Source organism: Lactobacillus sp. ESL0237 (assembly GCF_003692985.1).
GTDB classification, from domain to species: domain Bacteria; phylum Bacillota; class Bacilli; order Lactobacillales; family Lactobacillaceae; genus Lactobacillus; species Lactobacillus bombicola.
In genome coordinates this window covers 1-23,685 of sequence record NZ_REHE01000006.1, presented here as the reverse complement: position 1 = coordinate 23,685, position 23,685 = coordinate 1, and the positions used below count along the sequence as shown (strand labels likewise).

The following is a 23,685-nucleotide window of genomic DNA, read 5'->3' as shown; positions in this document are numbered from 1 at the left end:
CTAATTAAAATCAATTGAGTACTTGGTAGTTAAAGCATCTTGTAGCCTGTACTCAATGGCTACAATTTTGCTATCTTTAGTTGAAAAAAGATTAGTTATTTTAAATACTGGCGCTTGTTTTTGGATGCACAACTGCTTGCCTATCTCATCCGTTGCTCTTATTAATTGAAAATCTTGAAATAAGTTCTTGAGTTTTAATTTACCAGAATTAACTGCTTCAATAATTGACATTATCTTTAAGCAAGTGGGATCAAAGTCAGGAAAATATTCTAGGGGTAAAATCAACTTTTCCCATGTTAATTGTCCTTTTATATTGATTACAAACGAAATAAAATATAGCAGTTCATTAGCACTAATATTAAAAACATCAGCATAATATGGACCAACCAACCTTAAATAACTATCTTTAAATTTTATCATGTCTGCTAGGTCAGGAACTGATTGTTTAATGATACCTGTCATTTCTAAGATATTTTGCTTTGAAATTGCTGGAGCAACGAATAAGCCACTGCCCTTTTTTCGTATAACCTTATTTTCTGCTACAAGTTGGTCAATTGCTCTGCGAATAGTTGTTCTACTGACCTGATAATATTCCTGTAATTCCGTCTCAGTGGGCAAATTACTGCCAGGCAAATAATTCTTTTGCGTGATTTTCAACTTTAAGTCCGCATAAACCTCTTTAAATAACACTTTTTTATTCCTACAAATAAGTATAAATATCAGCAGCCGTAAAATGATATTTAAATTTACTGCCAATCAGGTACTGCGTAGTTGCTTCTATCGGGGTAGCACCCTCTAAATAATTAAAACTATCGATGCGATAAAGCGGGGTATCTTTTTTCACCTTTAAAATTTCACTTATTTTTTCATTTGCCAAGCTACAAGCAATATTTTCCTTCCCATAAGCTAAGACAATTCCGTATTTATCTTTTAATAACGCATATAAAGATTTATTAGTAAAATCAATTTCAGCAAATTCTTTAAATTTTGCAGCATTAAAGTACGTAGTTTCATAGGTTAAAGGGATTTTATTTTTTAATCGTACTCGACTTATTTTAATTAATTTCTTTACCGTTGGACCAAAGAAATTAATTAAATTTTTTGGTACAGAAATCAATTCAGTAGTTAGATGGTCAATTTGAATCAGTCGATCATTTATCTCTACTGTCATTGATTCCATGCCAAGCATATTAATATTAATTTTAGTGTTTACAACAATTCCTGTCCTTTCCTTAGTTGAAACTTGATCTGCACTCTTCAACTTTACTAGTGCATGTAACACAGCATTGCGACTAACTCCTAGTTCTTCAGCAATTGCTCTTTGCGATGGCAAAAATTTAGTAGCGGACTTAAATTGAATTAAATCTTGTATATATTCCTGGGCTTGCGTAGCAGCTGTTCTTTCTTTATATTCCATTCTAGCTCTTGGTCCTCTTTTACTAATTAATGTATCTTTTGAAAAATAAACAAGGTTAAAACATGACTACTAAAAACATTTTTTTAAAATATAAATGATAAATAATTATTTTTTGGTACCAAAGATATAGTAATCGCTTTCATTAAATGAGTCAACAGCTCTTGGGGAAACAAGTACACTAGCAAGCAAAATCTAATACACTTATTTCAAAAAAATAAAGCTTATTAAGTTAAGCTGAACCACAAGCAAGTTAGCTAACCTAACAGTTGAGAACTATTTTCCCAATTCTGACTATATCCAAATAAATTTTATTTGCTAAATCAGTATTTTTTACCTAATCAATTGGTAATTCTTGACAAAGTAAAGTAAAATGTTATTTGATAAAAAAAGGAGTGTCTTAATGTCTCAACTTGAAAAACCCGTTGTAATCGGTATAACCGGTGGTTCAGGCAGCGGTAAAACTACTATTGCTAATAAAATTGTGGAACAAATGCAAGAAAATGAGCATGTCTTAATTATGACGCAAGATTCATACTATAAAGATAACACCGGGGTGCCAATGGATGTACGCTTAAATATTAACTACGATCATCCAGATGCTTTTGATGTTCCCCTTTTGACTAAGCATTTGCAAAGTTTATTACAACATAAACCTATTGAGATGCCAGTTTATAATTTTAAAGAACACACTCGTAGCAGCGAAACAATTCATACTGAACCCGTTGATATTATTATACTTGAAGGAATTTTAGTTTTATCCAGTAAAAAAATTCGTGACTTAATGGATATTAAAGTTTACGTTGATACTGATGACGATATTCGTTTTATTCGCCGACTTGAACGAGACATTGAAGAACGTGGGCGCTCAATTAATTCAGTAATTGAACAGTATCTTGACACAGTTAAGCCGATGTATCATCAATTTATTGAACCCACTAAACGTTATGCTGACATCATTATTCCAGAAGGTGGCACTAATGATGTTGCTATTGATATGTTGACAACCAAAGTACATTCTGTTCTAAATAAAAAGGGCTGATTCTCCTTTATGTTCGAGATCAGTCCTTTTTGCTACTAAGTTATTTGATGATTATTCATTAATTATTCCAAATAAGTACCTTGCATTTTTTCCTTAAAATTAGTTGGCAACTTCAACCCATTTACCAAGTAATTATCAAAATCCCCATAATTCTGCTCAATTGTTTTAAAATAGCATTCTAAATACGAAGGCTGTACAGTTAGTGCTGCCTTTACACTTTCAAGTTGAACTGCATCTAACTGTCCTTTTAAAAGATTTAAAATTTCGTTATTAGCTTTGCTTCTTGCTTCAATTGTCTTTAAATAATCAGTAAAAATATCATGATTACCAACACCCAAACACTTTAAAATTAACGCTGCTGCAACACCAGTACGATCTTTTCCCGCAAAGCAATGGAAAGCTGTTGGTACGGGATTGTCAACTAGAGTCAGCAAAAATTGTTGATATCCCTCACGCGCAGAATTTGTTAAAGCTAGTTGCTTGTATGTAATTAGCATATTACCTGCAACATCCCCATTAGCAGAAATAATTTCATCAAGACTAGCTTGGTTAGTAGCAGCATCTGCTAGAACATCTATCGTAATATAAGTTAATCCATTCCAAATATAATTTGGATATTCTTTTCGTTCATCAGCACCACGAAAATCTATTAATTGCTTAATTTGATATTTATTTCGGACGGCCTCCTTTTGCTCTAAAGATAAATCAAATAACTGTCCACACCGAAAAAGCATATTTTCTTTTACTTTTTTCCCATTTGCACCGACATAACCGCCTAATGAGCGCCAGTTCGTAATATCTTTTACCATAATTCCCCTTATCTATATCTAATATATCCGAATTATTCTTTTTATCAAAAAATTTACTCGAGCTAGAGCCAAATTTCAACCAAAACAAAAATAGCCGCTAACTGTTTTATCTGCTATCAACCTTTGGACAGGATAAGTTGCAACTATTTTACTCTAATTAACTTATTTTTGGCTTTACAGCACGTTCAAACATATTAATAATTAATTTAACTAAAATACCATCAAAAACAACAGCTGAAATCAAGTTAGTAATAAACATTGTTATTTGTAGTACAAGACTAAATTTTGACCAACCATAAAGCACATATGACAAAATAAAGCAGCCCAAGCCAGCAAAAATTGCTCCTGTTATCACACTTGCCCAAGAAAATTTCTGATAGCGTTCTTTTTTAGGGAAAAAGCCAATTTCATTTAATGCCCCCTGTAGAATACCAGATATAATAGTCGTTGCTCCCCATTGTCCCCCAATCGCCATTTCAACAACTGCCGCTAATAATTCACCAATAGTACCAGACCCAGCAGTTGGCACAAAATATATTGCTAAAGGCGCAGCCATGAGCCACAAACCTGTAAAAACTGTATCAACTACCGGTGCAAAGCCTGTTGGAATCAAGGCCATTTTAATTAAATTATAGGCCCAATTGAAGCCATAAGTGTAAATCACACCCATAATTATTCCGATTAAAGCAACTAAAATAATTGATTTAGTATTCCACTTTGATGATCTTGTAAACATAAAAATACTCCTAAATAACTATTAAGTCATTAGGAGTACTTAGTAATTTACTCTGTTACACTTCCCTAACGCAGGAATTATCCCGTTCAGGTTCAGAGGGTATTTCTCAGCTATATGCACCCCTAGTGACTTCTTCTGTATTATAGCATAATCGTGTAGCCTTTGCTTACACGATTTTATTTTATTAAGTATTTAAAAATTACTAAAACTAGCAAGCTTTTCCTCAGTCATGTCACGAATAATTGCCACTGCTAAATCAACTGCAGCCTTAAAATCATGGTATGCACTGAAGCAATATGGTGAATGTTCATATCGTACAGGTATACCAATCACAATAGTAGGTGCACCATTTTCATAGTAAATAGCGGCTCCATCTTGTCCCCCACCAGTACGAACTGAGCGCGTATAAGGAATATGATTTTTATCAGCTACATCGCAGGCATACTGTTGAAATTTAGGATTAGGTAAGAATGAGGTATCCATGTCACGTAGCATCGGTCCTCTTTTAAGACCAGTTTGAGATAACCAGTCAGGGGTAAAAGTATCATCAGCTGGACATGATTCTAGTACAATCGCCAAATCGGGTTTAACTTCCCTAGCTGTTACATACGCACCTCGTAACCCAACCTCTTCTTGACTTGAAAGAGCAGCAACGATATTAAAGTTTGTTTGTTCATCTTTTAATTCTTCAAGAACATCCGCCATTGCGGCTGCACCAAAGCGATCATCAAAATCTTTACCAAAAAACAAACCTGTCTTATCATTATATTCGCATTTTACATCAACGAAAATTGGACAGCCAGTGTCAATTTTGTAATCATTAATAGTTTCTTCGCGTGAGCTTGAACCAACATCAATCGACATGTCAGCAACATCTGGAACATTGTTACGCTCTGCTTCAGTCATAAAATGAGGCGGTTTAGTTGCCACTACTCCTGGAATATACTCACCATCACGATTTCTAATTTTGACACGTAAAGCTGGAATATTGTATTTAACCCAGCCACCAAGTGGAACAAATTTGATTAAGCCATTAGGCCTTACAGCCTGTGTAATAAAGCCAACAGCATCTGAATGTGCATCAAGCTGGATTATTGGACGGTGAGCTTTATTTTGCTTTTTAGCTGCATAAACATTCAACATACCATCAATTTTAATATCAGCGTAACTCTTCACAGTTTCTGTAAACAATTTAACAAATTCTTCTTCAAAGCCAGAGGTTGCGTTTGCATCTGCAAAGGCTTTAAGCATTTTAATTTCTTCTTCTTTTTTCATTTTTTAGCCTTTCATTTTTTACTATTATTCTTAATTGTAGCAAAATTTATATTAAGAAAACTACAATTTAAATTAAACTTCATTTTTAAATAAAAACCTTGTATAGACAAAAAAAATTAAAACTATCTACTATTTCATCTAGAAAATGATATAATCGACTTTATTAGAAATTTAAATTGTTTAAAGTGAAAGGTAAATAAATGCCGAAAAACGACAATATTAACAGTATTATTGATCATAAGTTGTTTACCGAAGATGATATTCACGAAATGTGCGTCAAATTAGGCAAACAGTTAACCCAAGACTATGCAGGCAAGCAACCACTGATTGTTGGTGCACTTAAAGGTGCAATTTTCTTTTTAACTGACCTTGTTCGAGAAATGGACGTTAAAGAAGAAATTGATTTTCTTGATGTATCCAGCTATGGTAATGAATTAGAATCATCTGGCAAAGTGGACCTTATTTCAGACCTGCAAACCGATGTTAAAAATCGTGACGTTCTGATTGTTGAAGATATTGTTGACACAGGATTGACTTTAAAATATGTGAAAGATTTGCTGAAAAAACGTGGTGCCAAAAGTGTCAAATGCTGTGTTTTACTGAATAAAGAAACTAATCGTAGAACTGACGTTGAGATTGAATATTACGGCTCAAAAGTTGGCAATGAATTTGTAGTTGGTTATGGTTTAGATTTTATGAATTTTTACCGTAATTTACGTTTTATCGGGGTACTTAAACCTGAAGTTATTGCTAGTCTTAAAAATAATTAAATTTAATAAAAGAGGAACTATCTAAAACCAATAGTTCCTTTTTTTAATATTAGCTATTCGTTGGTTTCATTTATTGGTGGTTTCACAACAAACCAACGCATAAATCCTTGCTCTATACTTTCCAGTTCAAATTCAAAATTCTCTAATTTTACAGTTTGATGTTCTTTCAAATCTGGATAATGTTCCATCATATAACCACCGATTGTGATAATATCACTATCTTGAAAGCTTTTTAAATCTGTCCGAAAGTAGCGGGCAAAATCATACAGAGTAGTTTTACCGGAAACTCGGATGTTTCCTTTCTTATCTTGAATAATATAATCATCAGAAACATCGTCAATTTCATCTTTAACAGTTCCAAAAAGCTCCTCATAAATATCTTTATCAGTTACAATTCCGCTTGTTCCACCATATTCATCAACCACTAAAACAATTGGGGTATGTTTTTTTATCATTAAATGTAGAATATCTTGAATGGGCATTGATTCTGGAACTGTAATCATTGTGCGAATAATTCTTGTCACTGGTACTCGTTCGTCAATTTGGCTTTGTTGAATCACATCATAAGCATATATATAGCCAACAATATTATCTTTATTATTATCGCGAACAACCGGCAGTCGACTAAAACCATCATCTAGATACATTTTTAAAGCCTTCTTAATTGTATCAGCTGAATTAATAACTATTAGCCTAGTCCGATCTGTCATAATATCTTTGGCAACTTTATCATTAAATTCAAAAGCACGTTTCATATAAGTTAAATCATTTTTATCAAGTGAACCACCATGAACAGCTTTTCTTGATAATTTGATAATTTCTGATTGAGAATAAACCTGATTCTCTTCATCAGCTGGCTCAAATCCCAGCCACTTTAATAGCGAATTAGAACTAACATTCAATAACCAAACAAATGGATAAACCAGAGTATGAAAAAGCTGCAAGGGCGTAACAATTTTAAGTAATATCTTTACTGGCATATCGATTGCAATATTTTTAGGTACAATTTCTGTAACTACAACTTCTAAATAAGTTAATAAAATTACACCCAAAATCGCACTAATTGATCTAAGTAAAGAATAATTCACCGGTGCTAGCTTTAAGAGATGTTCAATTATCGCGGCAAACGTATCGGCTGAAAACCAACCTAAAACTACTCCTACTAATGTTGTCCCGACTTGAGTTGTTGACAAATATTCATTTAAGTTATGAACCATTCGCAGAGCATGTTTAACCTTGCGCGGATTACCTTCATTATTAGCTAACATATCTTCAAGTTGGCTCGATCTTGTCTGCACTAGTGCAAACTCTGCTGCCACAAAAAAAGCAGCAAAAGCAAAAATTACTAGGGTAGCAAACAAATTTATAATTATTTGGGTATCATTCAAAATTTATATCACCTTTTACTAATTATCCTCTAGCATATATCTTAACATTAATCGCTCCCTTTTAATGGAAAAATCTATCCCTTTACTTAACTAATTTATAAACTTCTTCAGTAGGTAATCTATTAGGAATATACTTGGAGTTATTGACTTCTGCTGCATTGTCACGATAGCCTAGACCAATCGCCATTCCAACTAGTTCCTCATCAGGAATTTTGGTATATTTCCTTACTACTTCAGGATAAGAAACCATTGAATGGGCTGGCATAATTGCTAAGCCGGCATCAATCGCTAAAAGCATAATACTTTGTGCAAAAATCCCTAAGTCAAACACCGACCATATGGGCGAAGCTTTCGGAATTGTTAAAAAAACTATATCTTGGGCATTAAACATAGTATTATTTGCTTCTGTAAATAATTCCATTTTATTATTAAAAAAATAGGGTTGTGAAGCCCCAACTGTTGCCATATTTTGACTAGGATATAAATCCCAATTAAGTGATAGCATTTTGGTAAAATCTTCATTTGGTTCAACGTTGGCATCCAATTGCTCTTTGACATCTTTTTTAAATTTTTTTAATGCTTCACCTGTTAAAACATATGCCTTCCATGGCTGTGAATTGAGCAGTGAAGGTGATTGCTTAGCATGTTCAATTATTTTAGCAAGTAAGTTTTCATTGACTTTACGATTTGTAAACTTACGTGTCACACGTTCACCATTATAAACATCATTAAATTCCATTTTGTTTCAAATCCTCACATTATTAGCAAAATTAGCAAATATTTTAAAATATAAAATTAAATTAAATAACTTTTGCAAAATTATAGTCTACTTTTCAAAAAAGTAACCGAGTATATTATTGTAAGCAAGTGTAACTATACATACACATACACTTTAATAATACGAAATATCACAGTTGTAAGCAAATAAATGAAATCTGAATAAATAAGCATAATTTTTACGTCAGAAGACAATTATACTTGTGGCGCATAATTTTTATTAAAATTATTGGTTTATAAAATAACATATTACAAACCCAAATTTATTCTGTACCTTGTTAAAATAATAATTAACTAATTTAAATGAATCGGCCAAAATTTAGACCTCAGCATTATATTATCTATATCTACAATATAAAGTCCAGTTATATTTATATTTTTTAAGTATAAAAATAATCTTTCTTCTTTAGCTGTAACTCTGAGAAAAGATTTAACCAATAAATTGTTTAAATCTAAAAATCAAATTGCTTGTTTAACTAGATAAAATGAATCAAAATAAATTCAATTTTTAATAAAAAATAGTTTGACTACTAAATTAGCCAAACTATTTTTAAATTTTATACTGGCGACGAATTTCACGTTCTTGATCGCGTTTTTTAATTGTTTCTCGTTTATCATATTTTTTCTTACCTTGACCCACACCAAGTAATACTTTTGCAAAGCCATGTTTGATATATACTTTAAGCGGAATAATAGCGATTCCTCGTTCAGCCTGTGCCTTTGCTAAACGCAATAATTCTTTTTTATGTAACAATAGGCGTCTACTTCGAAGTGGTTCATGGTTATAGCGATTACCTTGCTTGTATTCACTAATATGCACATTTTCCAAAAAAGCTGATCCATTAATTATCTGAACATAACCATCACGCAAATTTATCCGCCGTGCTCGCACAGATTTAATCTCTGTTCCAGTTAAAGCAATTCCCGCTTCAAAAGTCTCTTTAACAAAATAATCATGGTGCGCTTTCTTGTTCTGAGCAACTAAATTCTCATTCTTTTCATTCTTCAATTTTTTAACCTACCGCTTATATTTACTTAAATGCGGATGATTGCCGCTTTGATGAAAACCAGTCCGCTTACCACGATGATTAGAGCGGTTACGGTCCTGCGTCTTCTTAAAACCATGCCCACGATCATTATGTGCCTTCTTAGGTGCATCAGGATCATAGATTTCAAAGTCAAGTTGATGCTGTTCAATATTAGCATTTATTAAAGTAACCTTAATTGGCATTCCAACATGATATTGCTTGTGCGTTCCTCGTCCAGTTAAAGTCATGCTTTTTTCATTAAAACTATAAAAATCATCCGTTAAATTCGAAATATGAATTAAACCTTCAACTGTATTGGGTAACTGAATAAACATACCAAAACTAGTTACGGATGAAACAACTGCAGCAAAGTGTTGTCCAACTTGATCCGACATATATTCCGTCATCTTTAAATCATTAACTTCACGTTCAGTATCAATTGACACACGTTCTTGAGTTGAAGTTTGATCGGCAACATCAGGTAAACAACTAGCAAAATGAGCTTGAATAGCTTTATCGGTTCCCTGATCCATATATGCATGAATCATACGGTGAACCATTAAATCAGAATAACGCCTAATTGGTGAAGTAAAATGCGTATAAAATTTGGCTGCAAGACCAAAGTGACCCAGCGGCTCTTCTGAATAATGTGCCTGTTTTAGACTACGAAGCATCATCATCTGAACCACAGCTTCTTCTGGCGTTTCTAATGTTTTTGAAACTACTTTTTGTAAGTCAATTGGGCGAACATGGTTAGGATCAGCCGTAATTTGCAACCCAAAAGCACTACAAAATTCAAAGAATCCCTTAATCCGCTCACCATCTGGAGTTTCATGGACCCGATATAAAAACGGAACATGCTTTTTATAAAAATCCTCAGCTACTGTTTCATTAGCTATCAGCATAAAGGATTCTATCATTTTTTCGGCAATTCCACGATTATGAAGGACAATATCAACGGGTTTCCCTAGCTCATCGACGACAATTTTAGCTTCCGGTTCTTCAAAATCAATTGCACCACGCTGATGGCGCTTTTGATAAAGTGCATTGTGCAATTCTGCCATATCATGTAGCATTGGTGCCAGCTTATGGTATTTTTCTTCCAATGGTTCACGATTATTTAAATCTAAGACCTTATTTACATTGTTATAAGTCATTCTAGCCTGTGAGCGCATAACAGAAGGATGTATACAGTAATTTACCCGTTCACCTTCAGGAGTAATTTCCATATCGCATGATAAAACTAATCTGTCTTCGCCCTCATTTAAGGAACAAATTCCATTAGATAATCTAAATGGTAACATTGGAATTACTCGATCAACTAAATAAGTACTGTTACCCCTAGTGTATGCCTCTTGGTCTAAAGGAGAATTTTCTTTAATATAATAGGCAACATCAGCAATGTGAACACCTAAATGATAATTACCATTAGGTAATTTCCACAAAACAACTGCATCATCAAAGTCTTTAGAATCATCACCATCAATTGTAACTGTTGGTTGTTCACGAATATCTTCTCGATTAGCCATATCTTCAGCAGTCACATGATCCGGAATTGCGTTAGCTTGATCCAATGCTTTTTGATCCCATTCACAACGAACGTTATGAGCAGAAACAATTGCCATAATATCAACACCAGGAGTATTTTTATTACCAATGACGTTGGTAATAATTCCTAGCATTGTATCAGGATTAGCTTCATTAGGATACTTTTCAATTGCCACCTTAACAATGTCACCCTTTTGTGGGTGTAGTCCGACTTCACCCACATAAATACGGTAATTTGCTAATTTTTTATTAGTACTTACTACATAGCCAATATAATGACTAACTTTAACTTGTTGATCGGTTAAAGGATTAAATTCCCCGACTACATTCTCAATGCCATGTTCAACAACTTCTTCAACTTGACCCTCTGGCCCCTTACCATTCCAAGGGTTACCACCAGCAGTGATCTTTACACGCACTTGATCACCATCAAGTGCACAATTTGTATAATCTTTAGCAATAAAAACATCATCGGCTTCTTCATCTTCGAGTCTCACAAAGCCAAATCCTTTACTATTAGCCTTAAAAACTCCTTCAACAACAATATTTTCTTGAGTAAGCTGATAATGTCCGTTGCCGTCAGTGATAATTTGTTTTTGTTGCTCAAGGAAAGACAAAGCTTTAACGATATCAGAAAAGTTACCTAGGTGGTCGCGTCGCAACATTCGATCAATTTGTTCTACTTGATATTGTTTTTTGGGATTATGACGAAATATCTCTAAAACATTAGCTAAGATTTTATCGTTTTGTGCCATGCACTAATCTCCATTCTTTAATAAAAAGATAAAAAAAATCCTCCCATCGTTTGATTGGGAGGAACCAACACTTATTTTGAGGACAAATAAGCTAACACAATAGCAAAAGCAAAAAAGAGAACTAATAAAATTGCGGTCACTTTTTCCATAAATGCTTCAAAACCACGTTTTTTTGTTTGTCCACTAAAAACTGCACCGCCAGATAAGGCATTTAATGCATCTTGCTGCTTTTGCGGCTGCATCATTGTAACAATAACGATTAAAATTGAAACAATAATTAGTAGCGTCATAAATAAATTATACAATATGCTGCCTCCAATATACAGATACGATTACTGTTAAATTTTAGCACAAAATATGTTTTATTACTAATTTTATTTTTCCAATTCTGGCGCATCAGTTTTAAACTTCGACTGCGTTGACTTCTGATGATTCTGATACCACATTGAAGTCTTATTTTGACTAAATAAATCTTTCAAAGACTTTTCCTCATTATAATCATATTTATGTGGCGTAACTTTTTTAAACCATTTAGGCTTATAAAAACGTAGCAAATTCCCCGCAATTACTCGGTCTGATAGCGACAATTGCGTAGTAACTTTATTTGAGAGGCCAACAAGTTCAGCTTTTAATTTTTTATCAGGATGTTCTATTTCTAATCCTGTCTTAGTACTATAATAATTTCCGCCTACTTTTGCATATTTTGGCGTAATAAAGTCGCCATTTCTTTGAGCAACAATTTGCGGCGCTGCTGAACTCAACAAGTCATGCCCAAATTGAATAGTATCTTGATTATTAATTCCAAGTAAATTTAGTAAAGTTGGCAACACATCTATTTCACCGCCATATGTTTTTTTAATGCCGCCATTAAGTCCTCTCATGTTAAATATTAATGGTACCCTTTGAAATTTTAAATTATCGAAATTAGTAAAATCAGCTTGCTTTAATAATTCAGCGCTAGCTTTATGATGATTACCAGAAATACCGTAGTGATCACCATATAGAACCAAAATCGTCTTTTGATCTAGGCCCGTTTTTTTCATCCAAGAAAGCAATTCACCTACAGCCTGATCCAAGTAATGCGCTGTCTGAACATAACCATCAACTGTTTCATCACCAGTATCCGTACGTTCTATTTTTTGGTTTTTCTTATCGATCTCATAAGGATAATGGTTAGTAACGGTTAGCAATTTTAAATAAAACGGCTGCGGCAGGCGCTCTATATATTTAATTGATTGAGAGAAAAAGATTTTATCTTTTAAACCATAACCAATATAATATTTTGGCTTATTATCATAGTACGAAAGGGGCATAAAGTATTGATAGCCGAACTGCTTGTATGCATTATTTCGATTCCAAAATGATCCTGCTCCACCATGCATAACTGCAGTTGTATAATTTGCTTTTTGCTTTAAGATGGCTGGAGCACTCTCAAAGGTATTAGATGTGCCATAACTAGACATAGCTGAACCAGACTGCAAGCCGTAAAGTGAATTTTCAAGCATCATTTCAGCATCTGATGTCTTACCTTGACCAACTTGATTATAAAAATTAGCAAAACTTAGACTATTTTTAGAATGATAAAGCTTATTCAAGTTGGGGGTAACTGCTTTACCTTTCCACTTGTAGTCAATCAAAAATTGCTGAAAACTTTCCAAATGAATAATTAAAACATTTTTCCCTTTGGCAACGCCAGTATATGTTGCATTAGGTTTAACTGAATTACTTTTTAAATACTTTTTTACCGATTGCAAATCTGATACATTAGCTTTAGCCATCTGTTCACTTGTTTGGGCGGTTTTAAAGCCATCATAGATTGCATATTCATTCATTCCTAGGTATTTAACAATATAACTATTATCAAAAGTTCTAGTTAAAAGGCCAGACCGATCTTTTTGTGCCATTAATAAGTTCAGTCCAATTAATATTGCTGCTAGTCCCTCTACTAATAAATTGAATTTCAATTTTAAAGGACGGAGATCATACCTAATTACCTTACTGGATATTAATCCAATAATTATTATGAAATCCAGAAAAACTAAAAAATCACTTGGATGAATTATTCCTATAATACTTTTACCTAAATTATCTGCAGTTGAACCAGAAGTCTTAATAATTGAAACGGATAAAAAGTTAGAAAATTCCCGATAATATAAAATATTAGCAAATAACCATAAAGTCAGTAATAGATCAATTGATAAAATAATCCAGTATGATTTACGCCCTTTAAAAAATAGACCTATTCCCATCAATAAAATGGCAGCAGGAAGCGGGTTAATAAATAATAAAAAGTTTTGCATCGCACCCACTGAACCTAAATTAAATTTGGTCAAGTATGCAATGTAGGTTTTTAGCCAAAAGGCCATTAAAACAATGACAAAAAAACCCAATTTATCTTGTGTTAGCCATTGAAGAAAAGATTTAATTCGTGTCATTTTATTCTCCTTTTGCCATGCCAATATCCTAATCAGTATGATTACTTACTACATCTTTTAGTTAAAATCAATCATCTAGTGTACTAGAAATTTTTTGGGGTTTAAAAATCCAGCCTAATATTCCTAAAATCATGCCAAAAAAATACGTAACAAAACGCCACAAAAACATAACCAAAATCAATGAACCACGCGAAGAAACAAATGTTGCAAAAAGTGTCTGAAAACTATACTCAGCGCCACCAGATGCTCCTGGAATTGGGACTATTGACATCAACATCATAATCATAATATTCATTTGAGTGACGCTTACCCAATCAGCCGATACATTTAAAGTTAGTAATATCAAATATGGCACCGAATAAAAACACAGTAACTGTAATATCGTTAAACTACCAGACAAAAGTAATTTCTTTTTTTCCTGTCTTAATTTCTGACTTTCATAATAAAAGGCATCAATCTTTTCTAAAGTACCATTTCGCCAGCCAGCAACTCGGCTAGTATTAATAAATCTACTCAATAAATCCATTAAGATATTTGTCACTCTTTTTGTCCAATCATAAGCAAAAAAAATTGCTAGTAAAAAGACAATTGAACTAATGTGTAGTAAAAAACCAACCGCAATCAGAAAAGCCAAGCCAGCGAACTTGGTTGCAACCAAGTTAAATCCAGTAATAATCGTTATCACATAAGCAAAAAATACTACAATTTGATAAATAATAAATTTCATTAATAAAATTGAAGTCGCCCGTCCTCCTTCAATTCCAATCTGAATCATTGCTGCTAACTGTGAAGGTTGTCCCCCAGTTGACATAGGCGTTATTGCATTAAATAAAGCTTGGATTATCGGTATACGAAAAAAAGCCCATCTTGAGCGCCTAGGTTCGTTCTTTCTCTTCGCTAACACTGCTAATATACTCGCTTCAAAAGCATAAGATAGCATCATTAGACCAAATACTGCAAATAAAGCAATAACATTTATATTTTTAGCAGCTTCGATTAAGTGAACAAAAGGTATGTCTTTGAGGTCTAAGTATAAGACTCCGCCACTAATTAATAAAACAACCACAATTCCCCAAAAATATTTTTTATTCATTAGTGAATCTGCCCTAATTTTTGTCCAATTTCATATTGTTCATGATAAAAATCGTTCCAAATTTTTGCTAAGTTATTTTCTGAATATTTTTCACTAGCTTTAATTGATAAATTACTGTATTTATTTAAGAGCGCTTGATCTTGCACAGCTTGACGAAGTTGTGCATTCATCTCAGCAAAGTCCTTACCTTTTAGATAATAGCCACTAATAATTGCTTCATATAAGTCAAGATTACGCAATAATACTGGCGTACCACAGCTAAATGCTTCAAGCACTGACATTGGAAATAATTCATCATATGATGGTAAAACAAAAAGATTGGCAATATTTAAGTAGTCAACTAACTTTTGCCGGTCAATGATCCCTGTAAATTGCAAATTTTTTGGTGGTTGGTCAACCATTTTTTTAAAATGCTCATAGCCGTCAGTAATTTTACCAAATGAGAAACCTCCAGCCCAAATAAATTGAATCTCTGGATTAGCTTTGGCCATTTTTACAAAATCATCGACACCTTTACGTGCTTGAACTTGACCATCTCCAAAAACAACAAATTTATCCAATGGAATCCCTATTTGATGACGAAAAGCATTTTTTTCTACTTGTTTCTTGGGATAAAATTCATTTTTAGCTACAAAATTAGGAATATATTTTATATTTTCTCGTCTGATGCCATATTTAACTAACTTATCAATAAAAATTGGATTAACTACAACAATTTGATCCATTCTTTTGTAAAAATCAATGACATAGTTATAAAAGACTTTTTTAGCATATGAAGGTAATTGAAGTGAACCTTCAAGTGTTTCAGGCAAAAAATGCACATATCCAATCTTACGTCCTCTAGCTGGTGAAAAACTATTGGCATAATAAGTTGGATTAATTGTATGATAGTGGGTTAAATCACTCAGCCCATATTTATTATTTGTCACGTAAAATTCATTAATTAAATGCGTCCTAAGCAGGCTCATCAATTCTTTGTAAGCCGAGCCAACGCCTTGACCAGCTACAGAATCTGCTTGTGAGAACATGTTGATTCTAATCATTTGAATCCTCTTTAAAATTTTCTTGATAATTATCAATTACTTCTTGATAAAACTGATAAACTTCTCTACCAAATTTTTCAGCAGAAATTTGATCGAGTTTCGTCTTTAGTTTATCTTTAGGAATTATAGTTTGCTTATTATTTAAATAGAATATAATTTTGTCGCGCATCTCGCTTGGAGTAGTAAATACTTGACCAAAGTCAGGATCATCAAAAACATGTTCAGTATAATCAGTATCATAAACTACACATTTTGTTCCAGCTGCTAATGCTTCAATGTAAGTTAATCCTTGTGTTTCAGTATCACTTGCTGAAACAAATAAATTTGCCATTTTGTAAAAGGCTCCGACGTCATCATGATTCACATCACCAGTAAAAATTACATTATTTTCAAGGGTCAACCGCTCCACTTGATCTTGCAATACTTTAACATCAGGTCCATCACCAGAAATAACTAAACAAACATTAGGAAATTCTTCAACGATTTCTGGCATCACATTAAGTATGCGATCAATCTTTTTTTCGCCAGCGATTCTACTTAAAGTTAATATTACTGGTGCATCAGCAGCAATGCCTAGTTCTTGACGAATATCACGATTTACCTTCTTATTCATGTTTTTAACGTCCACGCCTGTTGGAATTACCTTTATAGGTATACCAACCCTATAACGTTTTAAAAGTTCGTCTACACGTTCGCTAGGAGCAATTACCCCATCCATGTTTTTAAGAAAGACCTTGGTAAACTGCTTAACATGATATGGTCTAAGCAAATGACCATTTAGAACATAATGTAAATAGTCCTCATACATTGTATGATAAGTATGAATGGCTGGAATCTTGAGCTGATGGGCTACATACTTACCTATCATTCCTAGTGCAAATTCAGTTTGAGTATGAACAATATCAAGCTTAACTTCACGAGCAACCTTAGTTGCTTCAAAAAAACCTCTATAGGCAATTCGGCGATCAGTAAAAGAAATAAACGGTACACTACTAAAACGAAAAACATTAGCATCTACTCGTCCTTTTTCAACATGGGGATCAGTAGTTGTAAAAATAAAAACATTATGTCCCTGATCTTCTAGAGCTTCTTTAAGCGTTTCAATTGATGTTGCCACTCCACTTATTTGTGGGAAATATGTATCGGTAAAAATACCAATATTCATTTGAATACCTCCGTATAAAGGTATTATAAAGATTAGTTAATACTTGTGCAATTTATATAAGAAAAAAAGCAAAAAATTATAAAAAAATAGCCCTTCAGAAGGGCTAATTATTATAGCGGTGATCGGGGTCGAACCGATACGTCCCAAGGGACACCAGATTTTGAGTCTGACGCGTCTGCCAATTCCGCCACACCGCCATAAAAGCTACTTATTAATTTAAAGCTCAATGACTGAACCAAAGGCGGGGATCGGATTTGAACCGACGATTAAGGTTTTGCAGACCTCTGCCTTACCACTTGGCTACACCGCCATCGAATATTTTATTAATAGATTGGGATAGCTGGATTCGAACCAGCGCATAATAGAGTCAAAGTCTAGTGCCTTACCACTTGGCTATATCCCAATGCTAGGGCGGAATATGGGATTCGAACCCATGTATGCCGGATCCACAAACCGGTGTGTTAACCCCTTCACCAATTCCGCCATAAAGTTTTAACAGGGATAGTAGGAATTGAACCCACACTAGCGGTTTTGGAGACCGATGTACTACCTTTATACGATATCCCTATTATGGAGGAGGGTGGATTCGAACCGCCGAACTCAGAGAGAGCGGTTTTACAGACCGCCGCGTTTAGCCACTTCGCTACTCCTCCAGGCTGATGGCGCGGGACGGAATCGAACCGCCGACACAAGGAGCTTCAATCCTTTGCTCTACCGACTGAGCTACCGAGCCATCTTACGGTCCATATCAGATTCGAACTGATGATCTTCTCCGTGACAGGGAGACGAGATAAACCACTGCTCCAATGGACCAATTGCGGGAGATGGATTTGAACCACCGACCTTCGGGTTATGAGCCCGACGAGCTACCATACTGCTCCATCCCGCGATATTATAAAGGAGGATGTGGGATTTGAACCCACGCACGGCAAGACCGTCTAACGGTTTTCAAAACCGTCCCCTTAAGCCACTTGGGTAATCCTCCAATTGTAAATTTACCAAAATATTAGTGGTAATGACCCGTACGGGATTTGAACCCATGTTACCGCCGTGAAAGGGCGATGTCTTAACCACTTGACCAACGGGTCAGATTCGTCATGACAAATGTCACATAACGCTTAATTATAATACCTAACTTAAGCAAGAAAGTCAACAATTTTTTCAAATAATTAAGTTGAGCTACTACGTTGACTCACAACGCTATTTATAATACAGGATTCAAAGTGATCTTGCAAGACTTTTTTGAAAAAAATTTGTTTTTTTCTTAAGGTATAACATTAAAAACCTATTCTTTATTTTTAACCGGTCAACAATCTAGACATGTGCGACACGAGCAGCTATCCTATAGTTTTCAACTTCTTGGTAGCTATACCTAAATAATCAGCAGTAATTACTAAGATGAAGAATGTATTGTGGCCAAAACAATCAAGCAGTTAGCGAATGAATCAGGTATCTTCAAGCAAACTATCCGCGCCATATAAGGTCTTTAAAAAAAGAAAAAGACCACCAAAAATATTAATTTATAAACTGGTGATTTAAAATTTTATCAACACTGCTTTTGTAGATACTTGATGTTTAACTGTTTGTTGCTCCGCTTTATTCATTACTTGCATTACTTGTGAATGATAATAATCATCCATGTAAAAGTTGATGTATTCATATTTTCTTCTCCTTCTGTTTTAAACTTTGTAGCTTAAGTATATTTTCGATTTAACAGAAGATAATAAAAAGTCGTATTTGAATTTTAAATATCAAATACGACTTTTTTTAATTTTTCCCATACTTATCTAGAATGTCTTTCATATCTTTGCTATACTCCGGCATGCCTAACGAACTAATGTGATCAATTGCCATTCGAGCTTTATTTAAATACTCATCCTTTCTTTCACAGTGATAATTCACTATATTTTTAAGTATAAAAATGCAGTTTTTATAAAAAAACAAATTTGGTTTAGTACTAATTTGATCAGCTGTCCGAATAAAGAATTCTGTTTCTTTATATCTACTTTTCTCAATACACATAATTAACATGTTTATCTCTATTCCTAATATTGTTTCTTGAACATTCGAACTCCCAGAATGGCAAAATTGCGTAATCACTCGCCGACTTATTAACAAGTTGCTATCAAGATCATAAAATGGCATCAAGTTACAATACAAATCTAATTTATTTTCGTCAAAATTAGAAATATTAAAAATCTTTTCTTTCAACTTAATTCGTTCTTTTTCATCAAGATCTTCTACGTGATTGCCAACTAAAGCTATAAGTGCATCTATAAATAGCAACTGATCTTCTTTATCAACTATTTCGCTATTTGCAATGACATTTTTAATATCCTTAAGCTGTTCCTTATCATTATGATAAAACGCTTCATTAATTGCTTCGCCGATATCGCTGTTTTCATCATATTTTACTTTATCTTCTTGACTAAGCCTGCCAAAAAATTCCCACAGCTTAATGTTATTAGCATGCAATAATGCAATTAGATCCTCGGCTGTAATTCTGTGCTGGTCTTTTTCAACTTTTGAATAATATGATGTACTAATCGTATTACCAGCCCATTCTTTTTGAGTTTTCAAGCTCTCAATTCGATATTGCTTTAGCAATTGTCCTATTGTCATTCGTGATCCTCTTAATTTCATTCAAATTTGGCGTTTAACATTCAAATACGACTTTTTTTGATATTCCTTATTATAAACACGTTATAACTTAATGTATAAAATATTTAATTTAGGAGTTATAAAATTATGGACGTTTTTGCAAAGAACAAGGATTATCGAAAATTTACAATCGCCAGTTTTCTATCTGGTGCAGGCAATATTTTGTTTTACTTAGCACTTATTACTTATGCAAGTAAATTAAGAAATTATGCCTTAGCTATTTCACTGATTTCAATTTCAGAATCAGTACCTCAAATTCTACAAGTTTTTAGTGGCTATTTAGCTGACCGTACCAAAAATAAATTCAAATTAATGGTTTGGTTAGCCGCTATACGCTTTGGACTCTATCTAATCGTCGGCTTGCTTTTTGCCAGCGGCTTTGCTGGTTGGAATCTAGTTTTAGCTGTTATTGGTATTAACTTAATATCAGATATCGCTGGCTCATACTCTAACGGTCTTCAAATGCCTCTAGTTGTTAACATTGTTGGCGATGATGAAGTTGCTGAAGCTGAGGGATTTGTTAGTGGGATCAACGGTATTATCAATATGATTGCACAATTCATTGGTTCTGGTTTATTACTTTTCATGTCTTATTCCAGTCTAGCAATCTTCAACGCCTTAACATTTCTAGCGGCAGGTGCCCTTTTTGCCAGCGTCGGCCGTAATTATTACAAGACTCGTCCTCAAGAAGGAACTACGTCAGTTAATGAAGAGGGGGGCTTTAAAACAATTGCTTTATTAAATGGAGTTTTAGGAACAATTGAACCTTTAATTTCAATCGTAATCGCCGGTAATAAGTCCTCTATGGTCATTGGAACATACAGTTTTACGATTGCCCTAATAGGAGGTGTAATGACTGCTGGTATGGCACTTGGTAGTATTGTAGGCACAAAATTATTCAAGAATATGTCATTATTCACTATCGCAATTATTTCAACAGCTTTAAGTATCGTAGTTATTGGTACAATGCTTATTAAAAATATTTTCATTTATCTGCCAATCATGGCAAGCCTTGCAATATTTATTGGTACGGCTAGCCCTAAATTAACACAGTGGCTTGTTAAAGCAGTCGACCAAAACATTTTGTCATCAACTATGGGAATGCTTAACACGATTTTAGTAGTGACTGCGCCAGTTATGACAACTATTTTTACTACAATTACTGCTTCGTTCGGTATTACTATCGCATTAACACTGTTAGGTGTAACTTGTTTAATTATTTTAGCAACAATAGTTAGGGTAGTCTATTCTACTAATAAAAATGCAGCTATTAATGAAGCATAACTAGAAACAAATTTATTACATTTACCTGTCCTTAATTTATACCACTACCAATTTAATATAATGTACCTTAAACAAAGTAGGCAAAAAACGCCACTAAATCAGAACAAACAATCGTCCCCAAAATAAATTTGTGAATTTAAATCTGGATAGCAGATAAAAAGTCCAATAATCTGGGCTTTTTATTGTAGCTATTTTTTGATTCCACAATTCGACCAATCTATTTTTAAATCATGCAATTTTATTTACCATAATTTTAAAACAATTTGTTAACAACAAGTAAAAAATTCAATTTTGCTCTGTAATATTACCAAAAACACCCTAAATGCTTGCTAATAAGCGATTAGCGGTAAAATCGCCAGTAGAGATAAAATGCTCCCACTTTCGCAATTGGCAAATTGCTTGGTACCAACAAGCCCAGTACGCCTTTTTTAAAAGCATGGAGGTCGAATTTTCCTTTATGCTCTTTACTAGAGAATAAAAAATTGGGAATTGGTATTTTTAACGCTTCCAAGCTGTTGCAAGATCAAATTAATAGATTGACGTAAATGATTTTTTCGACCTCGTATATCAAAAAATTAATCATCTTTTAATTCCTTCAGTAAGTAGACTAGCTCCATAAAGAAAAATAACATAACCGCTTTTACGATTGTTGGTTATCAAATCTAATTAAAAAGATTAGCATACATTTAAGTTGAAACTTCCGGCGCAGTAGTAAACCATATTTCTTATCGCTTAGTCATAATCTAAGGTGCTAGGCAACGTCGTCATAAAAACGACTTATTAACCAAGCACGAAGCTACTGTAATTGCTTTAATCCAAAAATTAAACATGTAAATTACTTTTTTGCCGTGCATTTTCCTTACGAAAGTAAATAAAAAGGCTTGATACTTTGAAGTATCAAGCCTTTTTATTATTATATAGCGGAGACTGAGGGATTCGAACTCTCGCACCGGAATAACCCGATCTACACCCTTAGCAGGGGCGCCTCTTCAGCCACTTGAGTAAGTCTCCATATATTTAGATGGGCCTAAATGGACTTGAACCATCGACCTCACGCTTATCAGGCGTGCGCTCTAACCAGCTGAGCTATAGGCCCCTAAAGCGGGTAACGAGAATCGGACTCGCGACTAAAGCTTGGAAGGCTTTCGTTTTACCACTAAACCATACCCGCAAATAAATATCAAAAAATGGCGCGGGACGGAATCGAACCGCCGACACAAGGAGCTTCAATCCTTTGCTCTACCGACTGAGCTACCGAGCCATCTTACGGTCCATATCAGATTCGAACTGATGATCTTCTCCGTGACAGGGAGACGAGATAAACCACTGCTCCAATGGACCAATTGCGGGAGGTGGATTTGAACCACCGACCTTCGGGTTATGAGCCCGACGAGCTACCATACTGCTCCATCCCGCGATATTAACAAATTACCATGCCATATGGACCTTGTAGGACTCGAACCTACGACAGGACGGTTATGAGCCGTCTGCTCTAACCAACTGAGCTAAAGGTCCAAGGTCGAACAAATAGCGGCGGGGGGGATCGAACCCTCGACCTCCCGGGTATGAACCGGACGCTCTAGCCAGCTGAGCTACACCGCCAACAAACAAATGTAACCATTAATAATAAAGATTACAATCGGGAAGACAGGATTCGAACCTGCGACCCCCTGGTCCCAAACCAGGTGCTCTACCAAACTGAGCCACTTCCCGAAATTAATGCGCCCTGAAGGATTTGAACCTTCAACCTTCTGATTCGTAGTCAGACACTCTATCCAGTTGCGCTAAGGGCGCGTCATTATATGCCGAGGACCGGAGTCGAACCGGTACGGTTGAAACCAACCGCGGGATTTTAAGTCCCGTGCGTCTGCCAATTCCGCCACCCCGGCAAGTAATGAAAGCGGAAGACGGGATTCGAACCCGCGACCCCCACCATGGCAAGGTGATGTTCTACCACTGAACTACTTCCGCATAAATATGTAATGCCGATTATACGATTTGAACGTACGACCCCCTGTTTACAAGACAGATGCTCTACCAACTGAGCTAAATCGGCATAATGTAAATATGGTAATAATATTGGCGAATACGGGTGGTGGGACTTGAACCCACACGTCCGAAAACACTAGAACCTAAATCTAGCGCGTCTGCCAATTCCGCCACACCCGCAAAAAATGGGGCCATGAGTCGTGACGGGCTTGAACCGTCGACCCTCTGATTAAAAGTCAGATGCTCTACCGACTGAGCTAACGACTCGGAATGGAGGATACAGGGCTCGAACCTGTGACCTCCTGCTTGTAAGGCAGATGCTCTCCCAGCTGAGCTAATCCTCCATAAGCACGGCAACGTCCTACCCTCGCAGGCAGTCTCCCACCAACTACTCTCGGCGTTAAGAAGCTTAACTTCTGTGTTCGGCATGGTTACAGGTGTTTCCTTCTTGCTCTTGCCACCGTACTTCTTTT

General features: G+C 34.8%; 18 protein-coding genes, 27 tRNA genes, 1 rRNA gene and 1 riboswitch. Of the genes, 3 read left to right on the top strand and 43 right to left on the bottom strand.

The features are described 5' to 3' along the window. Both F5ESL0237_RS01735 and F5ESL0237_RS01730 read right to left on the bottom strand, forming a co-directional pair. On the bottom strand, positions 1 to 690 hold the full coding sequence (locus F5ESL0237_RS01735) for a GntR family transcriptional regulator (RefSeq protein WP_122024457.1): 690 nt from the start codon (positions 688 to 690) through the stop codon (positions 1 to 3). A 10-nt stretch (positions 691 to 700) separates the two neighbouring features. Then, positions 701 to 1,417, bottom strand: a complete 717-nt coding sequence (locus F5ESL0237_RS01730) for a GntR family transcriptional regulator (protein ID WP_122024456.1) — start codon at positions 1,415 to 1,417, stop codon at positions 701 to 703. A gap of 370 nt (positions 1,418 to 1,787) precedes the next feature. On the opposite strand from F5ESL0237_RS01730, the gene udk reads away from it, so the two are divergent. Beyond that, positions 1,788 to 2,456, top strand: a complete 669-nt coding sequence (gene udk / locus F5ESL0237_RS01725; protein ID WP_369931537.1) for a uridine kinase — start codon at positions 1,788 to 1,790, stop codon at positions 2,454 to 2,456. Positions 2,457 to 2,518: 62 nt separating this feature from the next. Here the strand turns inward: udk and F5ESL0237_RS01720 are convergent, their stop codons facing one another. The 3 genes from F5ESL0237_RS01720 to F5ESL0237_RS01710 form a co-directional block, all read right to left on the bottom strand. Further along, positions 2,519 to 3,265, bottom strand: coding sequence for a tyrosine-protein phosphatase (locus tag F5ESL0237_RS01720; protein WP_233551841.1), 747 nt, complete (start codon positions 3,263 to 3,265; stop codon positions 2,519 to 2,521). A gap of 157 nt (positions 3,266 to 3,422) precedes the next feature. Then, entirely contained in the window at positions 3,423 to 4,001 is a 579-nt protein-coding gene (locus tag F5ESL0237_RS01715) for an ECF transporter S component (protein WP_122024454.1), read from the bottom strand. 45 nt (positions 4,002 to 4,046) lie between these two features. Then, positions 4,047 to 4,135, bottom strand: a riboswitch (TPP riboswitch). Between the two features lie 58 nt (positions 4,136 to 4,193). Further along, on the bottom strand, positions 4,194 to 5,276 hold the full coding sequence (locus F5ESL0237_RS01710) for a M42 family metallopeptidase (RefSeq protein WP_122021347.1): 1,083 nt from the start codon (positions 5,274 to 5,276) through the stop codon (positions 4,194 to 4,196). A gap of 200 nt (positions 5,277 to 5,476) precedes the next feature. On the opposite strand from F5ESL0237_RS01710, the gene hpt reads away from it, so the two are divergent. Further along, positions 5,477 to 6,046 (top strand): hypoxanthine phosphoribosyltransferase, encoded by a 570-nt coding sequence (gene hpt / locus F5ESL0237_RS01705; RefSeq protein ID WP_122021346.1) that lies wholly within the window; start codon positions 5,477 to 5,479, stop codon positions 6,044 to 6,046. A gap of 53 nt (positions 6,047 to 6,099) precedes the next feature. Here hpt and F5ESL0237_RS01700 read toward each other — a convergent pair whose 3' ends face one another. The 21 genes from F5ESL0237_RS01700 to F5ESL0237_RS01600 all read right to left on the bottom strand — a co-directional run bounded on the left by F5ESL0237_RS01700 (position 6,100) and on the right by F5ESL0237_RS01600 (position 19,900). Next, positions 6,100 to 7,434: a hemolysin family protein gene (locus F5ESL0237_RS01700; protein WP_122021345.1), complete on the bottom strand. Its 1,335-nt coding sequence runs from the start codon at positions 7,432 to 7,434 to the stop codon at positions 6,100 to 6,102. 82 nt (positions 7,435 to 7,516) lie between these two features. Next, positions 7,517 to 8,173 (bottom strand): nitroreductase, encoded by a 657-nt coding sequence (locus F5ESL0237_RS01695; protein ID WP_122024453.1) that lies wholly within the window; start codon positions 8,171 to 8,173, stop codon positions 7,517 to 7,519. Positions 8,174 to 8,761: 588 nt separating this feature from the next. Next, complete coding sequence (gene smpB / locus F5ESL0237_RS01690; protein ID WP_122021343.1) at positions 8,762 to 9,220, bottom strand: SsrA-binding protein SmpB; 459 nt, start codon at positions 9,218 to 9,220, stop codon at positions 8,762 to 8,764. 9 nt (positions 9,221 to 9,229) lie between these two features. Further along, entirely contained in the window at positions 9,230 to 11,542 is a 2,313-nt protein-coding gene (rnr, locus tag F5ESL0237_RS01685) for a ribonuclease R (protein ID WP_122024452.1), read from the bottom strand. Positions 11,543 to 11,613: 71 nt separating this feature from the next. Next, the gene (secG, locus tag F5ESL0237_RS01680; protein ID WP_090093394.1) at positions 11,614 to 11,847 is read right to left on the bottom strand and encodes a preprotein translocase subunit SecG; all 234 of its coding nucleotides are present in this window, start codon (positions 11,845 to 11,847) and stop codon (positions 11,614 to 11,616) included. Positions 11,848 to 11,916: 69 nt separating this feature from the next. Beyond that, positions 11,917 to 13,977, bottom strand: coding sequence for an LTA synthase family protein (locus F5ESL0237_RS01675; RefSeq protein ID WP_122024451.1), 2,061 nt, complete (start codon positions 13,975 to 13,977; stop codon positions 11,917 to 11,919). 67 nt (positions 13,978 to 14,044) lie between these two features. Continuing rightward, on the bottom strand, positions 14,045 to 15,070 hold the full coding sequence (locus tag F5ESL0237_RS01670; RefSeq protein ID WP_122021340.1) for a lysylphosphatidylglycerol synthase transmembrane domain-containing protein: 1,026 nt from the start codon (positions 15,068 to 15,070) through the stop codon (positions 14,045 to 14,047). Further along, complete coding sequence (locus F5ESL0237_RS01665) at positions 15,070 to 16,113, bottom strand: glycosyltransferase family 4 protein (protein WP_122021339.1); 1,044 nt, start codon at positions 16,111 to 16,113, stop codon at positions 15,070 to 15,072. Before F5ESL0237_RS01665 ends, F5ESL0237_RS01670 begins: the two co-directional genes overlap by 1 nt. After that, complete coding sequence (locus F5ESL0237_RS01660) at positions 16,106 to 17,278, bottom strand: glycosyltransferase family 4 protein (RefSeq protein WP_122024450.1); 1,173 nt, start codon at positions 17,276 to 17,278, stop codon at positions 16,106 to 16,108. Before F5ESL0237_RS01660 ends, F5ESL0237_RS01665 begins: the two co-directional genes overlap by 8 nt. A 113-nt stretch (positions 17,279 to 17,391) precedes the next feature. Then, positions 17,392 to 17,475 (bottom strand) — tRNA-Leu (locus tag F5ESL0237_RS01655). Between the two features lie 42 nt (positions 17,476 to 17,517). Next, a tRNA-Cys gene (locus tag F5ESL0237_RS01650) sits at positions 17,518 to 17,588 on the bottom strand. A gap of 21 nt (positions 17,589 to 17,609) precedes the next feature. Then, a tRNA-Gln gene (locus F5ESL0237_RS01645) sits at positions 17,610 to 17,681 on the bottom strand. A gap of 7 nt (positions 17,682 to 17,688) precedes the next feature. Continuing rightward, a tRNA-His gene (locus F5ESL0237_RS01640) sits at positions 17,689 to 17,761 on the bottom strand. 13 nt (positions 17,762 to 17,774) lie between these two features. Next, positions 17,775 to 17,845 (bottom strand) — tRNA-Trp (locus F5ESL0237_RS01635). Positions 17,846 to 17,849: 4 nt separating this feature from the next. Next, positions 17,850 to 17,931: transfer RNA gene (locus F5ESL0237_RS01630), tRNA-Tyr, on the bottom strand. A 7-nt stretch (positions 17,932 to 17,938) separates the two neighbouring features. After that, positions 17,939 to 18,011 (bottom strand) — tRNA-Phe (locus F5ESL0237_RS01625). A 6-nt stretch (positions 18,012 to 18,017) separates the two neighbouring features. Beyond that, positions 18,018 to 18,091, bottom strand: a tRNA-Asp gene (locus F5ESL0237_RS01620). 2 nt (positions 18,092 to 18,093) lie between these two features. Further along, positions 18,094 to 18,167: transfer RNA gene (locus tag F5ESL0237_RS01615), tRNA-Met, on the bottom strand. A 9-nt stretch (positions 18,168 to 18,176) separates the two neighbouring features. Then, positions 18,177 to 18,263, bottom strand: a tRNA-Ser gene (locus tag F5ESL0237_RS01610). Between the two features lie 31 nt (positions 18,264 to 18,294). Next, positions 18,295 to 18,366, bottom strand: a tRNA-Glu gene (locus tag F5ESL0237_RS01605). Between the two features lie 679 nt (positions 18,367 to 19,045). Then, the gene (locus F5ESL0237_RS01600; protein WP_158592423.1) at positions 19,046 to 19,900 is read right to left on the bottom strand and encodes a helix-turn-helix domain-containing protein; all 855 of its coding nucleotides are present in this window, start codon (positions 19,898 to 19,900) and stop codon (positions 19,046 to 19,048) included. Positions 19,901 to 20,026: 126 nt separating this feature from the next. On the opposite strand from F5ESL0237_RS01600, the gene F5ESL0237_RS01595 reads away from it, so the two are divergent. After that, positions 20,027 to 21,223 (top strand): MFS transporter, encoded by a 1,197-nt coding sequence (locus tag F5ESL0237_RS01595; RefSeq protein ID WP_122024448.1) that lies wholly within the window; start codon positions 20,027 to 20,029, stop codon positions 21,221 to 21,223. 921 nt (positions 21,224 to 22,144) lie between these two features. On the opposite strand, the gene F5ESL0237_RS01590 is transcribed toward F5ESL0237_RS01595, so the two are convergent. The 17 genes from F5ESL0237_RS01590 to rrf all read right to left on the bottom strand — a co-directional run bounded on the left by F5ESL0237_RS01590 (position 22,145) and on the right by rrf (position 23,677). Continuing rightward, positions 22,145 to 22,234, bottom strand: a tRNA-Ser gene (locus tag F5ESL0237_RS01590). 11 nt (positions 22,235 to 22,245) lie between these two features. Continuing rightward, positions 22,246 to 22,319 (bottom strand) — tRNA-Ile (locus tag F5ESL0237_RS01585). A gap of 4 nt (positions 22,320 to 22,323) precedes the next feature. Continuing rightward, a tRNA-Gly gene (locus F5ESL0237_RS01580) sits at positions 22,324 to 22,394 on the bottom strand. A gap of 17 nt (positions 22,395 to 22,411) precedes the next feature. After that, positions 22,412 to 22,484 (bottom strand) — tRNA-Phe (locus tag F5ESL0237_RS01575). Between the two features lie 6 nt (positions 22,485 to 22,490). Beyond that, positions 22,491 to 22,564, bottom strand: a tRNA-Asp gene (locus F5ESL0237_RS01570). A gap of 2 nt (positions 22,565 to 22,566) precedes the next feature. Next, positions 22,567 to 22,640 (bottom strand) — tRNA-Met (locus F5ESL0237_RS01565). 24 nt (positions 22,641 to 22,664) lie between these two features. Then, positions 22,665 to 22,738: transfer RNA gene (locus F5ESL0237_RS01560), tRNA-Ile, on the bottom strand. Positions 22,739 to 22,751: 13 nt separating this feature from the next. Continuing rightward, a tRNA-Met gene (locus F5ESL0237_RS01555) sits at positions 22,752 to 22,825 on the bottom strand. A 37-nt stretch (positions 22,826 to 22,862) separates the two neighbouring features. Further along, positions 22,863 to 22,936 (bottom strand) — tRNA-Pro (locus tag F5ESL0237_RS01550). A 7-nt stretch (positions 22,937 to 22,943) separates the two neighbouring features. Then, positions 22,944 to 23,017, bottom strand: a tRNA-Arg gene (locus tag F5ESL0237_RS01545). A 9-nt stretch (positions 23,018 to 23,026) separates the two neighbouring features. Beyond that, positions 23,027 to 23,112, bottom strand: a tRNA-Leu gene (locus tag F5ESL0237_RS01540). 10 nt (positions 23,113 to 23,122) lie between these two features. Further along, positions 23,123 to 23,194, bottom strand: a tRNA-Gly gene (locus F5ESL0237_RS01535). 12 nt (positions 23,195 to 23,206) lie between these two features. Then, positions 23,207 to 23,279: transfer RNA gene (locus F5ESL0237_RS01530), tRNA-Thr, on the bottom strand. A gap of 31 nt (positions 23,280 to 23,310) precedes the next feature. Further along, positions 23,311 to 23,392 (bottom strand) — tRNA-Leu (locus F5ESL0237_RS01525). A gap of 14 nt (positions 23,393 to 23,406) precedes the next feature. After that, a tRNA-Lys gene (locus F5ESL0237_RS01520) sits at positions 23,407 to 23,479 on the bottom strand. Positions 23,480 to 23,483: 4 nt separating this feature from the next. Continuing rightward, positions 23,484 to 23,556, bottom strand: a tRNA-Val gene (locus tag F5ESL0237_RS01515). A 4-nt stretch (positions 23,557 to 23,560) separates the two neighbouring features. Beyond that, positions 23,561 to 23,677, bottom strand: a 5S ribosomal RNA gene (rrf, locus tag F5ESL0237_RS01510). Between the last annotated feature and the right edge of the window lie 8 nt (positions 23,678 to 23,685).